The organism is Longibacter salinarum, from assembly GCF_002554795.1.
GTDB classification, from domain to species: Bacteria; Bacteroidota; Rhodothermia; order Rhodothermales; family Salinibacteraceae; genus Longibacter; species Longibacter salinarum.
Window position 1 is genome coordinate 258,493 of sequence record NZ_PDEQ01000005.1, and the last position, 16,391, is coordinate 274,883.

Annotated in this window: 9 protein-coding genes; 4 read left to right on the forward strand and 5 right to left on the reverse strand. The window is 59.4% G+C overall.

Annotated features, from left to right (window positions below; translation table 11 throughout):
* Window positions 1-191: 191 nt before the first annotated feature.
* Window positions 192-1,169: a hypothetical protein gene (locus tag CRI94_RS11140; protein WP_098075781.1), complete on the reverse strand. Its 978-nt coding sequence runs from the start codon at window positions 1,167-1,169 to the stop codon at window positions 192-194.
* Window positions 1,170-1,178: 9 nt separating this feature from the next.
* Window positions 1,179-3,257 (reverse strand): Piwi domain-containing protein, encoded by a 2,079-nt coding sequence (locus tag CRI94_RS11145; protein ID WP_143815376.1) that lies wholly within the window; start codon window positions 3,255-3,257, stop codon window positions 1,179-1,181.
* 429 nt (window positions 3,258-3,686) lie between these two features.
* On the opposite strand from CRI94_RS11145, the gene proS reads away from it, so the two are divergent.
* The 4 genes from proS to CRI94_RS11190 all read left to right on the forward strand — a co-directional run bounded on the left by proS (window position 3,687) and on the right by CRI94_RS11190 (window position 12,645).
* A complete protein-coding gene (gene proS, locus CRI94_RS11150; protein WP_098075783.1) occupies window positions 3,687-5,159 on the forward strand; it encodes a proline--tRNA ligase in 1,473 nt (490 codons plus the stop codon).
* 257 nt (window positions 5,160-5,416) lie between these two features.
* Complete coding sequence (locus CRI94_RS11155) at window positions 5,417-6,307, forward strand: DUF3667 domain-containing protein (RefSeq protein ID WP_143815377.1); 891 nt, start codon at window positions 5,417-5,419, stop codon at window positions 6,305-6,307.
* A 1,884-nt stretch (window positions 6,308-8,191) separates the two neighbouring features.
* Entirely contained in the window at window positions 8,192-9,811 is a 1,620-nt protein-coding gene (locus tag CRI94_RS11185; protein ID WP_098075790.1) for a DUF3667 domain-containing protein, read from the forward strand.
* Window positions 9,812-10,140: 329 nt separating this feature from the next.
* Window positions 10,141-12,645, forward strand: a complete 2,505-nt coding sequence (locus CRI94_RS11190) for a TonB-dependent receptor (protein ID WP_245846166.1) — start codon at window positions 10,141-10,143, stop codon at window positions 12,643-12,645.
* Here CRI94_RS11190 and CRI94_RS11195 read toward each other — a convergent pair.
* From CRI94_RS11195 to CRI94_RS11205, 3 genes are read right to left on the reverse strand one after another with little or no spacing between them, the layout of a single operon-like run.
* Window positions 12,642-14,825 (reverse strand): heavy metal translocating P-type ATPase, encoded by a 2,184-nt coding sequence (locus CRI94_RS11195; RefSeq protein ID WP_098075792.1) that lies wholly within the window; start codon window positions 14,823-14,825, stop codon window positions 12,642-12,644. The two genes, CRI94_RS11190 and CRI94_RS11195, sit on opposite strands and share 4 nt — an antisense overlap.
* Before the next feature lie 27 nt (window positions 14,826-14,852).
* Window positions 14,853-15,689: a c-type cytochrome gene (locus tag CRI94_RS11200; protein ID WP_098075793.1), complete on the reverse strand. Its 837-nt coding sequence runs from the start codon at window positions 15,687-15,689 to the stop codon at window positions 14,853-14,855.
* A gap of 54 nt (window positions 15,690-15,743) precedes the next feature.
* Window positions 15,744-16,343 carry a cbb3-type cytochrome c oxidase subunit II gene (locus tag CRI94_RS11205; protein WP_098075794.1) on the reverse strand — a complete coding sequence of 200 codons (600 nt, stop codon included), beginning with the start codon at window positions 16,341-16,343 and terminating at the stop codon, window positions 15,744-15,746.
* Between the last annotated feature and the right edge of the window lie 48 nt (window positions 16,344-16,391).

Here is a 16,391-nt window from a genome sequence, read left to right on the forward strand (position 1 = left end):
GACGTCTATCCACTGATTTCGGGCTGGGCGCCGACCTGGCCGGGCACAATTAGTTGAGTTGAGCAAGCACTTAATGGATGCCGTACTTCAGCATTGCAACGGCGAAACCCAACACCAGGATGACCACTGGATATACGGGCCTATGACAAAATTTATTCTTCAAAGAGTTCAGGGTCTTGTTCGGAGAGACCTCACTTCTTTGAAAGCTCCCTGACCTCACTAACTTTTTCAGCCAGTGGATCAGCATTGTACCTGCTCGCAAGATCATCTATATAGGTATCGTCAACGCCTACTAATCTTAGGGCGCAGTGAGCCACGTAATCACCGGCATGGGATGTTTTCTCCAACACAAGTTCTCTCGGACCTTTGATGAATCCCAAAAGAATAAGAAAAGCCGGTATAACTAGTCCCGCCACATCTACTATCTCCGAGTACGGAGACGACGAGACACAAATACGAAGGTAAATCAGAAGTACGATCGGAACGACGGCCACGATTCGCACGAGAGCCCGGAAGACTCTTCTCACCGTGCTCACGGCATCCTGAAGTATCTGGGCAGACTGCCTAGCATCGTTCAAATATTGACCGGTATCGGCAAAGGAGATGGATCTGAGGTACGCTGTCTCAACGATGTAGTGGTCTAGCAAACTTTCCGATTGTTCGAGTCCACCTAAAAGAGATTCTTGAGTGATCCTCGAGAGATCACCATCAACCAAATGTAGCGCGAGCCTGTCGAGATCCGAATGAACGCCTGAAGAGATGTCTTCCTTGTCCTGATTCGCCAGGCAGACTGAATCACCGAACAGTTCCTGAATTATGAATCGTGCTTGAGGCGGATGGGTTGCGCAGTAGCGCTCAAGGTTGTTCTTTTCAGCCTCGAAGTCTAGTTGCGCAAAAGCGCATAAGTCGATGAGATGATTGCTGTAGTGCGAAGTGCGCTTTGAATCTCTTCGACGATGTTGCTGAATAATGCTGGAGGTGGAATTGGACAAGTCATCTTCATTTCCACAAAATGCCGCTGCACATATTTTTTCTGTATCCGTGACTTCTCTTTCGTCCAACTCTGGACATTGCTCATCACACAGATAGGACGCCAGCCATTTTTCTTTGGCACTGGCCCTCAATTTCAGTTGAGTCCTTTTCTTTCTCAGTTCATCAATGAATAACATAAGCCTGAATCATATAAACCAAGGGATTCCGCTCAGGCGATTCATCATCGCAGGATCCCAATTCGGGACCTTCCTCAGATCAGAGGCCACACGTGCCATTTTCTTTGGATATGACACCGTGACCGGCGTTGAGGGCGGAATGAAACTCAAGTGCGATAAGTTTGAGAACTCAACTATCTGACGCGTTAAGTCATCGAAGTTAAACTCTTCATAATCCCCTCTCCGATCTAAACGGAGAAGAAACGGCCGCTCTTTACCGCCCCCCATTTGCAAGAGTGACTGACGTGTCGAGATCCGAATTTCAAAAGATTGGTTGAAGCTGTCTACTCTGCCATCTTCGAATAACCTGTAGGGATGGTTCTCGCTGATGTGGATGATGACATATTTAATGTTGAATGGGGATAGTGAATCCGAATGGATCGCTTTTTCTATCGCTTTAATCTCGCGCTTACGGCTGGCTTCCTTGAACAGGTGGAGCACTAACTCAATCGTCTCCCCCTCAGCAATCCCTTCAGACTGTAATGCGTTCAAAAGCGTTTGTGACAAGTAATCCTGTAAGTCATCAGCGTACTCGTCCATACTGCTCAACTGATGGCACTCTCCCAATAGGTATCTACCATCATGGGTAAAAACATTGGCAAAGCCAATGATGTAATCGCCATCTTCATCAGTCGTGGCTCCCACTCCGACCACAAACTGCTTTGATCTCTCGGCAGAACGGCGAACAGCCCATGCGGTACCGCCTAGCTTGGCATAAATATTTAACGCCACATTGGCGTTAATCATTCTTCTATCTTCATGCACGGACTCAATTGTAATGTCCTGTGACGGCGTTGCCTGATTGAGAAGACGCGCCTTGATTGTGTGATAAGGAGATCGGCGGACCGGGAAGTTCTTCAAACTCTCAGCCATGATAGGAACAGCCAAGTCAAAAGAAGACGCGTCAAAGTCACGTAGAAACTTAGCTATACCAGCGGTAGAGGGTTCAAAAGTGTGGATCGATACCTCAACCTGAGAGAGATGGAAAAGGGATTGCAGCTTATCCTTTAGGGTTCTCGAATACTGTACCGCTTCTTGCTCTCTACTTTCAGCTGCCAGTAATGCTATCTGAATAACCTTCCCCTGAAACTTGTCGTAGGAATACGGCCGCAGTCGTTTGACAGCGTCGTTCAGATATTCTCGGGATTTAGGCTTTCTATCATTGTAGAAGAGGTTAACAGGCCGTCTTATACTCCTTACATCAAACAACTTCGACGGCAGAAGAAATGGGGTAAATGTGTCGACACACAAGGAGCCTGGAAGGTCTAACAGACTTCGAATATTGTTTAAGCGGTGGGTGTGGATTCTGAAGTTTCTAAATCGAGCTCCCTGCGCATAAAACTTGTCATCATACTTGTTATATTGGTCTATCTTTCCAAGATGAGCCAAATATGCCAGAACATTCCGCTTTGAGGCATAAACTTCATCACTGTCATCCTGTTTTTGCCAACTGATATCAAATTCTGACAGCGGAGCCGCATTATTAGCGTCTTCGGAATCTAAAAATTCATGTCTAAGATAGGTCTGTACCACAAGTACAAGGACCGGCTCTGATCCAGAAGTGCTATATAACGGTCGCGGCGTGTATTTCAGCATCGGGGTGACTTTCAGGAGACCTACTGACAGTGCCTTCTGCTTTGACATGGGCACCTCCCAACTTCCATCATATGCGTTCCTCCGGGCTCCCGGCGTACGCTCTGAAAAGTAGCGGTGGATTGACTCAGCTGCGATTTGAGCGAAAACAGGGGAATGACTTCGCAAACTGATCTCAGCATCGTCGAAATAGTCAGGCAATCCAAGAGAAGAAGATCCACTGGTTATTGCGTAGAGATGATCATTTAGCCGATAGAACCACACATCCGGGAAGTCTTCCAGACAGGAATCCCAACGTTCCTTGCTGTAGTCGGCTTGAGGAATAGTGACAGTTCGGTTGTTGAAGCTGATCTCCAACGCGTTTAGAACTAACCCCTGTCTTGCATTCGAAGAACTACGATTTTTAAACGCCATAGAGAGAAACCCCTTTAGACAAGGTGCAATTAAGCGGTCCAAGATGTGTCAGGTACTAGGACTTTCATCGCTCAAAACTTTCTGACACTGTGATGTAGTTTAGGATATGTGAGTGTGATCCTTAGTGCAACTCGTGAGCCTCTCCTCCTAGTTCAACTGGTTAAAAGTAGAGAGTTGGCGGTGTTTGGGTAATGTGCGTCAAGGTACATCTCGGGCGACAGCCCGTCCCTTCCGCCCCCTGTGAAGACACGCCGTATCCGTTGAATTACGCGGGTGGTGCCGGTATATTGCAGGTCGGTTCGGCGATAGGGTCGTTCGTTGCGTAAGACATTCCGCAGCGCGGCCCTTTGTGCACAGCAGTCCGTCGCACAGTCGGGCGCTGGTCCGTTTGTCCGGTCGCACCTCTGCAGGACAGCCCGTCGCCGGTCCGTCCGCTTTCCACGCTCCCATCGTTTCACCCTTCCGCCGCATATGGCAGACGCAGTTACGCCCCGCGAAGAAGACTATTCGCAGTGGTATCTCGACGTCGTTCGCAACGCGAAGCTGGCCGAAAACTCGCCGGCCCGCGGATGCATGATCATTCGTCCCAACGGCATGGCGCTGTGGGAGAACATGCGCGAGGCGCTCGACGGGATGTTCAAGGCCACCGGCCACGAGAACCTCTACTTCCCGATTTTCATCCCGGAGCGCTTCATGGCCCGCGAGGCCAAGCACGTGGAGGGCTTCGCGAAGGAATGCGCTATTGTCACGCACTCGCGCCTGACGACGAACGAGGACGGCGACCTCATCCCGGACCCGGAGTCGAAGCTGGGCGAGAACTACATCGTCCGCCCGACCTCGGAAACGATCATCTGGGACACGTACTCGAAGTGGATCCAGTCGTACCGCGACCTGCCGCTGCTCTACAACCAGTGGGCCAACGTCGTCCGCTGGGAGATGCGGCCGCGCCTCTTCCTCCGCACCGCCGAGTTCCTCTGGCAGGAGGGCCACACGGCGCACGCGACGAAAGAGGAGGCCATTGAGGAGGCCGAGCGCATGCTGGACGTCTACGCAACGTTCGCGGAGGAGTACATGGCGATGCCGGTCATCCGCGGGCGGAAGACGGAAAGCGAGCGCTTCCCGGGCGCCGTCGACACCTATTGCATCGAAGCGATGATGCAGGACGGCAAGGCGCTGCAGGCGGGCACGAGCCACTTCCTCGGGCAGAACTTCGCGAAGGCGTTCGACTGCACGTTCACGAACGAGGACAACGAGGTCGAGCACGTCTGGGCCACGTCCTGGGGCGTGTCGACGCGGCTCGTCGGCGGACTCGTGATGACGCACTCGGACGATCAGGGCCTCGTGCTGCCGCCGAAGCTGGCGCGGGATCAGGTGGTCATCGTGCCGATCTACTTCAACGACGATCAGCGCGCCACGGTGCTGAAGGAGGCCGAGCGGATCAAGCAGGAGCTGGCCGACGCCGGCATCCGCGTGAAGCTCGATGCCGACGACAATCAGAAGCCGGGCTGGAAATTCGCCGAGTACGAGCTGCAGGGCATCCCCGTCCGCCTCGCCATCGGCCCACGCGATGTCAAGAACGAAAACGTCGAGATCGCCCGCCGCGATACGAAGGAGAAGAACATCGTGCCGCAGGAGGGCATCGCGGACCGCGTGAAGACGATGCTGGACGACATCCAGACGTCGCTCTACGAAACCGCGCTCGCCCGCCAGGAGGAGATGACGACGACCGTGGACGACTACGACACGTTCAAGGAGGTCCTCGAGGAGAAAGGCGGCTTCATCCGCGCGCACTGGGACGGCACCGCCGAAACGGAGCAGCGCATCCAGGATGAAACGAAAGCCACGATCCGCTGCATCCCGCTCGATCAGGAGGAGGAAGAGGGCGTGGACATGGTCACCGGCAAACCGTCCAAAGGCCGCGTCCTGTTCGCCAAAGCGTACTAAACGTTCAGGGTTCAGCGTTCAAGGTTCAATGTTCGCGGGGCACGGCTTCATTCGGTTGGAGGCTGTGCCCCTCGTGGTTCGGTTCAAAGTGCAAGGATTTGAGTTCAACGTTCAGGGTTCAGGGTTCAAAGTTCAGAGGAAGGAGACGCTGATCTTCACCCGGGCATTTCGCAGTTCGAAATCCCCACTTCGCATTTCCCCTCACACCCTCATACTTTCATACTTCCGCACTTCCAAACCTCCACACCTCGCCCCCAGTGTCCGAATCGCCTACGCCCACCTGCCCGAACTGCGGTGCCCCACTCGACGGGCCGTACTGTTCGCAGTGTGGTCAGCCGGGAGAAGACCGAATCGGGCCGCTCCGGCAACTACTGGCCGACTTGGCCGATGAGCTGTTTTCGTTTGACACGCGACTGGTGCGCACGGTGAGAATGCTGGTGTCGCGGCCGGGCGGGCTCACCGTTGCCTACCTCGGCGGACGTCGCGCGCCGTACATCCGGCCCTTCCGGCTGTTTGTCGTGTCCGGTCTTCTGCTCTTGCTTGTGACGAGCCTTGGGCGAAGCCTGACGGACACCCGCGGCGTGCCGATGCTCAAACCCGTGGTCAATGTCGACGTGTCAGATGATGAGATTCAGAAGATGCGCGCCGAGGCGGACTCCATCCGCGCAGCAGGGACCGTGGTGACATCCGTCAAAGCGGCATTCGTCGAGGGAACCGCACGGGCCGCCGAGGATCCCGAGCGGATCAACCGGATCTTTCAGGAGCGCCTGTCGATCCTCGCGGCGATGCTGCTACCCGCGTTCGCCGGGCTCCTGCAACTCCTGTTTCGCAGACGGTTCTACGCCGAGCACGTGATCCACGCCCTGCACCTGCATTCCTTCCTATTTCTCGCGACCAGCACGTACCTGAGCGTCGCCTACTTCATCCGCCTGGTCGACGCCACGCAGACCGCGTCGGTGCTTTTGCCTATCGCCGTCGTCGCTTTGGTCGGAACGCTGCTTGTATATGGTTTCCGCAGCCTCCGCCGCGTGTACGCGGAGCCGTTCCGGACAACCGCGTGGAAGGGCGGACTCCTTCTCCTCCTGAACGGCATCGTCTTCCTGGCGGCGCTCCTGATCTACCTCTTCGGCACGCTGCTCATGGCGTAAACAGTTCAACGTTCAGGGTTCAGCGTTCAGAGTGCATCGTTCGACGGGCTGCCGAATAATCTGAAGGGAATGCCACTGAAATCGCAAAAAAACCGTCGCACGGCCGTGCGACGGTTGATGCCTTCGAAAATAAGGAGGGCCGAGCATCGAACCGGAATAGACGATTCAGGATGGTCCTGAGGTGTTACCGACGTTACCGAGGCCACAGGGTTCAACACCTGTTCGGCGGACAGCCTGTGGCCATGCAAGGGGACGGACCTTCTGTCAGCCGGTCCTCACTGTGGTCCCAACACTGAGGCGCCGTAGATCTCTATCAGCCATGCCTACTGCGTCCGTGCCAAACGGTGACCCTGGTCCGCACTGGAAACAGGACCGCTCATCCTGACTTCTTCGTACCCCATCCGCCAAACAGAACCTGTTTGACGGACAGCCTTCGGCCAGGCAAGGGGACGGACCTCCTGACGGTCGGTCCTCGCGATGATCCCATCGCTGAGGCACCGTAGATCTCTATCAGCCATGCCTACTGCATCCATGCCAAACGGTTACCCTGGTCCGCACCGGAGACAGGACCGTTCATCCTGACTTCTTCGTACCCCATCCGCCAAACAGAACCTGTTCGGCGGACAGCCTTCGGCCAGGCAAGGGGACGGACCTCCTGACGGTCGGTCCTCGCGATGATCCCATCGCTGAGGCACCGTAGATCGCTATCAGCCATGCCTACTGCATCCACGCCGAACGATGACCCTGGTCCGCACCGGAGACAGGACCGTTCATCCTGACTTTTTCGTACCCCATCCGCCAAACAGAACCTGTTCGGCGGACAGCCTTCGGCCAGGCAAGGGGACGGACCTCCTGACGGTCGGTCCTCGCGATGATCCCATCGCTGAGGCGCCGTAGATCTCTATCAGCCATGCCTACTGCGTCCGTGCCAAACGGTGACCCTGGTCCGCACTGGAAACAGGACCGTTCATCCTGACTTTTTCGTACCCCATCCGCCAAACAGAACCTGTTCGGCGGACAGCCTTCGGCCATGCAAGGGGACGGACCTCCTGACGGTCGGTCCTCGCGATGATCCCATCGCTGAGACACCGTAGATCTCTATCAGCCATGCCTACTGCGTCCGTGCCAAACGGTGACCCTGATCCGCACTGGAGACGTGACCGTTCATCCTGACTTCTTCGTACCCCATCCGCCAAACAGAACCTGTTTGACGGACAGCCTTCGGCCATGCAAGGGGACGGACCTCCTGACGGTCGGTCCTCGCGATGATCCCATCGCTGAGGCACCGTAGATCTCTATCAGCCATGCCTACTGCATCCATGCCAAACAGTGACCCTGGTCCGGACTGGAGACGTGACCGTTCATCCTGACTTCTTCGTATCCCATCCGCCAAACAGAACCTGTTTGACGGACAGCCTTCGGCCATGCAAGGGGACGGACCTCCTGACGGTCGGTCCTCGCGATGATCCCATCGCTGAGGCGCCGTAGATCTCTATCAGCCATGCCTACTGCATCCATGCCAGACGGTGACCCTGGTCCGCACTGGAGACGTGACCGCTCATCCTGACTTCTTCGTACTCCATCCGCCAAACAGGTTATCACGGTTCAGAGGACCGACTGATTTCCAGGAGGAATTTCGCAGTTCGAAAATAGAACTTCGCACTCCTCTTCCCCTCCCTCACCCTCTCCCCCCCCATACATTCATACTTCCACACTTCCACACCTCCAAACCTCGAAACCTCCACACCGAAATCCGGAACGGATTTCGACCCCGTGCATCTCAGCAACATCTAACGTAACTTGCCATTTACGGGTCATAGGGCGCGTCGTCCCCGCCACGCGCTCGGCTCTCCGCACTCTGTCGCTGCATCGGATTCTCCGGTCATGAGTTCTACCGATTCCTCTTCTTCGACGCCGGACGCTGGTAAGCAGGCGGACACGCCTCGCCCGGACGCCCATGAGGAGCCCACCGGGGACAACACATCCGGGGATGGGTCGATGGACGAGAACATCTCCACCCTCGAGCCGGCACGTGATGCGACGTCTTCAGATTTTGCCCCAGACTCTTTGGCCAGGAGACTTGAAGCCATTGGGGAACGACAGGTCCGGGCAGATGCTGAACCGAAACTGGAGTCTTCGATAGCGGGTTCTGACGCCACATCGGATGCCGATCCCGACGAGGTGACTCCGGCGCCCGAACATTCCGACCCTGAGCCGGCGGACGCGGAGCCCACAGCATTCGAAGACGCTTCATCAGACGATGAGGCCATGGCCGACACAACAGACACGGAAAATATCGACGTCGAAGATACCGAGACCGACACGCCAGCACCCCTCGGCGAAACGCCACCGCGCAAGCAATGCGCCAACTGCGACACCCCGCTCGTCGGACCGTACTGCGCCAACTGCGGGCAGCGCGCCGCCGAACGGATCGTGCCGCTCCATGAGATGACGCAGGAGTGGGTCGAGGACCTTTTCGAGTTCGACCTGCGCATCTTCCGGACGCTCCCGACCTTTTTCTTCAAGCCAGGCCGGCTGACGAAAGAGTACGTTCAGGGCAAGCGCGTCCGCTACGTGCGGCCGCTCCGCCTCTACCTCGTCGCGAGTTTCATTCTGTTCTCCGTGCTCGCGTTCTCGGACCTCGCGACGATCGACACGGAGGAGTCCGAAGCGGCGGTACCCGATTCTGCTGCAACAGCGGCCCTCCAGCAATCGGGCGCAACGCTCGATAGCCTGGCGAATGCAGCACCGGCCGCGTCGACGAATGACTCGGTCTACACGAGACTGCAGTCGATCCGCGAGACCATCAACAATCGAGACCCGGATGCGCCGCTGGATACAGCCGCTCTGCTCGGTAGCCTCCGCGATCTCGAAAACGTGGGCCAATTGTCGGAGACCGATCAGGCTAACATCGACCATCTTACACAGGCGGCCGTGGCACGGGCGATGACGGCGGAGACGCAGACCAACGGCGGGAGCAAGGGCAACGGCCGGAGTGCACTCGCCCATCAAGTCGCGGACAACATCAACATTAGCCTGTTCGACGACCCGCAGCGCGATGCCGAGGCCGAGGCGTTCGTCAAGAAGCGGCTGGTCCAGACGATCGAGGATCCGAACGTCTTCATGCGGGGCATGGTCGACCGGGCGCCCTACGTGATGTTCTTGCTGCTGCCGATCTTTGCGCTGCTCCTGAAGCTCCTCTACGCCCGCCGTGGCAAGCTGTACGTGCAACACCTCATTTTCGCCCTGCACTTCCACGCGCTCGCCTTTCTGGTTTTCGCCGCCGCGACCGGCTTTCTCATCACAGACTCCGCGACGCTCCACACGATTGGCGGCTGGTTCCTCCTGCTGCCGTTCGTTTATCTCTTCATTGCGATGCACCACGTGTACGAGCAGGGTTGGCTGAAAACAGGAATCAAGGTGACCCTGCTCCTCGGCATCTACAACACGTTCATAGCGATCGCGATGGTTGTTCTGGCGATTGCGAACTTCCTTCTGCTCTGAGCCCTCGGCCGGGCGCTTTCCGGCACGATGTGTGCCCGTTCCCATTCCCGTGTAGTACATGTAGCGTAGCGGATCCGTCCACCGCGGCCTCCGTACGTATTCTGTCTCTGTTCTCAAGGCCCCCTCTGCCTATCTGCGCGACCGATACGACAGCCTCTGTTCGACTCAACCCCAAAGCGTGTCATGACGCCACGGATGATGGCCGTGTGCACGCGTAAATCCCGCTTTTATTGGATGGGTCGACGCTCCTTACTTTTTCTGACCGCTGTCGCCGCGTGTCCCTCTGGATCGCGGTTTCGTTCGCCGTTCTGCATCTGCTCCTCCCCCGAATGACTCGTATGTCTGTTCGCCTGCTTCGCGCGATCGCCTGGAGCGCCGCTGTAGGTCTGTTCATTTCCCTCTTCGCCCCCACGGCCATCGCTCAGACCGATGGCTTCGTCGCGGGAACGGTCCGCGATGCCAGCAACACCCCGATCCCCGGCGTAACGGTCCTCGTCCGTGGCACCAATTACGGCACGGCCACCAACGAGGATGGCTATTACCGGATGACGCTCCCAGCCGGCCGGTACGCGCTCCGCTTCTCGGCCGTCGGCTTTGCCGCCCGCACCGACTCGGTTGTGGTTCGACGCGGTGAAACGACCGAACTGAACGTCGAACTCGAGGACGCCGTCATGGAAATGGAAGGCGTCACCGTCGAGGAGGAAGGCGCGACAAAAGACGCCGGCGTGTTCAGCGTGGACCCGGAGGACGTGCAGTCGATGCCGACGCCGTTTAAGGACGGCTTCCGTGCGCTGAAGGTCGTCCCAGGGGTCGCGACCAATAACGAGTTGTCGCAGCAGTACTCGGTGCGCGGCGGAGGGTACAATGAAAACCTCATTTTCCTGAACGGCTTCGAGGTGTACATGCCATTCCGCCCGCGTCAGGGCGAGCAGGAAGGACTGGGCTTGCTGAATCCCGACCTGGCGCAGTCCATCACGTTTTACACCGGCGGCTTTCCCGCGCGCTACGGCGGAAAGCTCTCCTCAGCACTGGACGTGCAGTATCAGGAGCCGGAGAACGCGCCGATCCACGGCTCGGCCTCGATGTCGACGCTCGACGCCTCAATCCACGCGGGCTCGTCGGCACTGGACAACTCGCTGAGCTGGACGATCGGTGCGCGCCACGCGCAGCCCGGCCGATTCTTCGGTACGCAGGACCTGAAAGGCGAATACGACCCGCGTTTCAGCGACGTGCAGGGCGCGGCTACCTACCGCCTCGGCGGCGGACACGAGATCGAAGCACTCGGGATTTACGCCGATCACCAGTTTGAGCTCAACCCGACCGAGCGCCGGACCTTCTTCGGCATCATCAGCCTGAACCCCCGGATCGCGAACAACCAGTTCCGCTCCCTCTGGTCGGACCTCGCAGGCGCCCGAACGGACGGCTACACGACGCGCTTCGGTGGCGTTCGCCTACGGTCGCCCATCAGCGACAAAATCGAGTTGTCGCACGCTGTCGCCTACTACAGCACGACCGAATCGGAGAACTTCGACATCACCGGTGATGCGGACGTGTACGAGGTCGACCCGACGGCCGGTGCGAACAACCCGGAGAACTACAACCGGCTCAGCAACTCGCAGCACACCAACTTCGCCGACAACAGCGTCGATGTCGAGACGCTCACGGGCCGCGGACGGTACCGCTACAACCTGGCGCGCCACGCTCTGGAGGCCGGGTGGCACGTCCGCTCCCTGCACTTCGACGACCGGCTTAACGAGAAGACCGTGATCGAGACGGGCCGCGGCGACGACTACCGACGGATTGTGGTCGACAGCCTGAGCGATGCGGCGACATTTAACGAGATGCAGTCGGGCTTCTACGTCCAGGACGCCGTCGACGTCCTGCCACAGCGGGGACGCTTTGTCGTCACCGGTGGCGTACGAACCGACTACTACACGTTCAACGACGAGTGGACGGTCTCGCCCCGCATCTCGGCGACCTTTCAGGCGAACGAACAGCTGACGCTGACGGGCTCGTGGGGCCTCTACCATCAGAAGCCGATCTACCGTGAGCTGCGCGGGTCGGCGGAGGCCTCTCCGGATGTCCCCGACGGCGGCGTCATCGACGACCTTCTGAATCGGGACCTGAAGTCGCAGCAATCCTCGCAGTTCGTTCTGGGCGGCGAGTACTTCTTCCCGTCGCTTCGACTCTACCTGCGAACCGAAGCGTACTACAAGGACCTGTCGAACATCGTCAGCTACACGATCGACGACATTCGTGTCGAGTACTCGGGCGAAAACGACGCCGATGGCTACATCGCCGGGTTCGACACGCAGATCCGCGGCGAGCTGGTGCCAGGACTGGAGAGCTGGTTCAACTACAGCTTTATGATCGCGCGTGAGCGCTTCAAGCCGCAGTTTCAGGACGAGTTCAACCAGGGCCTCGTCCCGCGCCCAACCGACCAGCGCCACACCTTCTCCGCCTTCGTACAGGATTACGTCCCGGGCGACAAAACGTGGAAGCTGCACATGCGCGCGCTCTACGGCAGTGGCCTGCCCTACACCCCGCCGGTGCCCGGCCCGGATGTCAACGGTCAGCCGACGCGCCAGCCCGGCGACCGGATGTCAGCCCGCATCACGGCGTACAGACGCGTGGACATCGGGGCAACAAAGGAGATCACCGTGGTCGAGGACGGCATCGGACGAACGCCCGTCAAGCTTGACCTCACCCTGGAGGTGCTGAACATGTTCGATATGGATAACACGGTGACGTACTCGTGGGAGGGCGACTGGACGCGCGTCCCGAAACGCCTCACGCCCCGCACGCTGAATGCCCGCGTCCGGCTGACGTTTTAGGCGTCCGGTGTCTGCGTCGACGTCGGAGACCGTCTTTTCAGGCGAAACGCGTTCCACGTCACGAGCCCGCTACTGCCAGCCATGACGACCACGGCGGCGATCGGGTGAAGGAGGCCGGCCACAGCCATCCCGAGCCCGACGGCGTTGTACCCGAACGTCCACCACAGATTCTGGTGAATGATGCGGCGTGTTTCCCGGGCCAGCATGAACAGGTCCGCGACGACATCCGCATCCGGGTGATAGAGCGCGATGTCCGCTGCGTCGATCGACACACCGGCGCCGTCCGTCCGCGCCATGCCCACATCGGCCTTCGCGATGGCTGCCGCGTCGTTGATCCCGTCGCCCACCATCGCGACGACAGCTCCTTCTGCCTGCAACTGCCGAACGCGGTCGGCTTTCTCCTCTGGCGTCACGCCCGCCTGAACCGGCACACCGAGCATTTTCTGAAGCCGCTCCGCTGCCCCTCCCCGGTCGCCTGTCATCACAAGGGGCCGCACACCCTTTTCCCGCAGCCGGTTCATTGCCTCCCTCGCGCCGTCGCGCATCCGCTCCGTGAGCGTTATCACGGCGACCGCCCGATCACCAACCACAACCGTCACTGCTGTGCGCCCCTCGCTCCGCGCCCGGTTCCGGCGCGTCTGAAGCGGAGTTGGCATCCGTGCCGACAGCCGCTCGACGATTCTGTCGTTCCCAATTCCAACGCGGATGCTTGCCCCACCAGGTGCCGTCCACGTCCCGATGACGCCCGCCCCGGGGATCGTTTCCGCTTCGGTGATCGCATCCGAGCTGACCTGCGCCACCTGCTCCTGAATGGCGTGTCCGATCGGGTGTCGGCTCGTCGCTTCCAGGGCCGCAGCCAGGTGCAACACACGCTCCTCCGTCCACTCCGCCGTATCGGCTACAGTCGCGTTCAGGTGTCGTGCCTGGCGGGCGTCAACCTCCCACCCCGAAGCGGGTGCGGATGGATCCACAAACACGTCGACGGACGGAGCGTCGAGCGCCGTCAGGGTGCCGGTCTTGTCGAACACAAACGTGTCCGCCTGCGCGAGGTCGAGCAGCGCATCACCATCCCGGATCAGAATCCCATCTCGACTCGCCTCGCCCAACCCGACGACGAGAGACAACGGAATCGCGATGCCGAGGGCACATGGACACGTGATAAGGACGACGCTGAGAGCCGTGTAAAGTGCTTTCTCGAAGCCCGCGGCTGCGTACCACCCGGCAAACGTGGCGAGCGCCAGCACGATGACGCCCGGGATCAGCGTGCGCATGATGCGGTCGGTCAGCCGCTGCAGGCGGGGAGGACTCGCCAGCGCCCGGTGCATCATCTGCTCAATGCGGGCAAGGCGCCGGTCCTCCCCGACGGCCACAGCCCTCAACACAATGGGGCCGTCAACCACGGATGTCCCCGCGTACACCTCGTCGCCCGGCTCCCGCACCGCCGGCTTTGCCTCACCGGTCAGGCTGCTCTCATCGACGTACACGCTCCCTTCCTCGATCACTCCGTCGACCGGGACGATGTCCCCGGCTGCCACACGAACGACATCGCCTTGCTCGATCATTCCGACATCGACGTGCCCGCGCGATGGTCGAAGGCGCTCGTACGTTGCTTCCGGGACATCGAGGAGGTGACGGAGCACAGCGGTCGTTCGCCCTTTTGCGCGAGCCGTCAGGTACCGTCCGAGCGTGTAGATCGCAAGCAGCGTGACCGCCGTCTCGATGTACACGGGTCCCGTGCCGCGAACATAGCTCACCGCGCTGACAGAAACAGCACTCGACGTCCCCAGCGCGAACAGGACGTGCAGTGACAGGCGCTGGTGCCGAAGGTCGGCGATGGCGGACCGGGCGACGGGCAGGCCCAGCAGAAGGAGCGCCGGGACCGCGACGAGGAGGAGCACCCAGTGCGCCGTTCCAACATCGTGCTGAAGCTCTCGGAACGCCGCAAACCCGTACTCCGAGCTGACCGCCAGACTGAGCACCATCACAAAGGCCGCCATTAGCAAGCCCGCAAATACGCGGACGAGGAGATGGTGCTGCCTCTCGTCAACGATCGCATAGCCACGGGCTTCCGTCTCCCCGAGCATGCGGCATCCGTAGCAGCAGTACGTCGCCGTGGCGGCCGACGAAGACACCGGTTCGCTCCCTACGGGCAGGCCGCAATGGTCGCAGTAGTCTGGCATCGCACGTTCAATTGTTCTGACCGTCGATTACCGACGTCCGCGCATGTGCTGCGCCATGGAAGCGTAAGCACGTCGTTCCCCCGAACGGTCGCCACGCATGAATCGGAGCGCCGCTGTTGCGTCCTCCGTCGCCGTCGTGTCGTTCGAGGTGCCCGCATCATCTTCGACATCGCCCACACCCATGTTCTCCGGCTGCTGGAGCTCCTCCGCCGTCCACGCCTGCACCCGGCCCTCCGTCGCAGACCGAACGGATTGCACCTCTTCACCCGTCACCTCCGACGCGCTGTTGTCCCAGCTCTGCCGCACGTGCGTAATCACGGCGGCGATTTCTTGATCACTGAGCTGGTTGCCCCATGCCGGCATGTTGCCGTTGTAAACATTCCCGCGCACCTCAACCTCACCGATCATCCCCTGAAGGAGAATGCGGATGATCTGCCCCTTGTCTCCCGTCACCCATTCGGCCTGATTCAGCGGAGGAAACGCCCCGGAAATTCCCTCGCCGTCCGACTGATGGCAGGTCGCACACCGGGAGCTGTAGATCTGTGCACCGTCCACCTCAACCTCCTCCGGCTCGGTCGTCGTTGCTACGACCGGATCGGAGGACTGCAGCCAGGGATCGGGGCTAAAGTCACCGGTGTAATGGCCGAGGTAGAACGTGCTGAAGAGCACGACCCCGAAAATCACCATCCACAACCACATCGGCGGCGCCTCCATGCCCTCCGGCGGCAGAGACTGCTCCCGGAAGAGAGGCGCCAGCATATCGATCGGTTCCGGCGAGGACGCCTCGGAACGCGCCCCCTCATCCGCGGCAGAATTGCGCGCGTTCTCGGAAGACTCTGGTGGAGTTGAAGATTCGTCAGGCATGAACGAGCGGGGTAGAAAACGGGAAAAGATTCCGCTGGTGGATGCAACGGCGTCTTACTGGCTTGCGCCGTCCTCATTCAGCGGCTGAAGCTCCAGGGTCATCAGGTATTCGTACAGATATATCGCCTCGTCCTTCGCCACGACCACCTTGCCCTCCGGCGGCGCATATTCCGGATTGATCGGTACGGTGACATCGGACGGCAGGACGTTGCTCCGGGACTTCACCTCAAACATGTACGGATAGGCCGGCATCACCGAGCCCGGGCTCACGGAGCGAGGCTGATAGAGGTGCGCGAGGTGCCAGTCGCGACTCGGCTGTCGGCTGGCGATGTCATGCAGGTCCGGGCCGGTTCGCATCGAGCCAAGCTGATGCGTGTCGTCGTAGACATAGTCGCCGGGAAAGGACGGGCGCGACCCCCAGCCCCGACGGATGTCTGCGCCGAAGCCTTCCGGACGAACCTGTTGCGAGTGACAGTACAGGCATCCGTCTCGGACGTAGATGTCACGCCCACGTTGCTCCTCGAACGTATAGTCGGCCGTCCCGGGCGTCGGCTCAATGGTCGACAGCTGCAGGCTAGGAATGAGCGCCAGCGCCGTATAGCTCATCGAGATCGCCGCGAAGGCGCCGAGGAAGATGAGAAGAGAACGAGTCATGGCAAATGGGAAATGCGAACGTCGAAAGGCGAAGTGGAGAGCACGACC

Bases quoted from the DNA above. Each gene is read 5' to 3' on its own strand.
- CRI94_RS11140 (WP_098075781.1), bottom strand. From the start codon at position 1,169: ATGTTATTCATTGATGAACTGAGAAAGAAAAGGACTCAACTGAAATTG.
- CRI94_RS11205 (WP_098075794.1), bottom strand. From the start codon at position 16,343: ATGACTCGTTCTCTTCTCATCTTCCTCGGCGCCTTCGCGGCGATCTCG.
- CRI94_RS11185 (WP_098075790.1), top strand. From the start codon at position 8,192: ATGAGTTCTACCGATTCCTCTTCTTCGACGCCGGACGCTGGTAAGCAG.
- CRI94_RS11195 (WP_098075792.1), bottom strand. From the start codon at position 14,825: ATGCCAGACTACTGCGACCATTGCGGCCTGCCCGTAGGGAGCGAACCG.
- CRI94_RS11190 (WP_245846166.1), top strand. From the start codon at position 10,141: ATGACTCGTATGTCTGTTCGCCTGCTTCGCGCGATCGCCTGGAGCGCC.
- CRI94_RS11200 (WP_098075793.1), bottom strand. From the start codon at position 15,689: ATGCCTGACGAATCTTCAACTCCACCAGAGTCTTCCGAGAACGCGCGC.
- proS (WP_098075783.1), top strand. From the start codon at position 3,687: ATGGCAGACGCAGTTACGCCCCGCGAAGAAGACTATTCGCAGTGGTAT.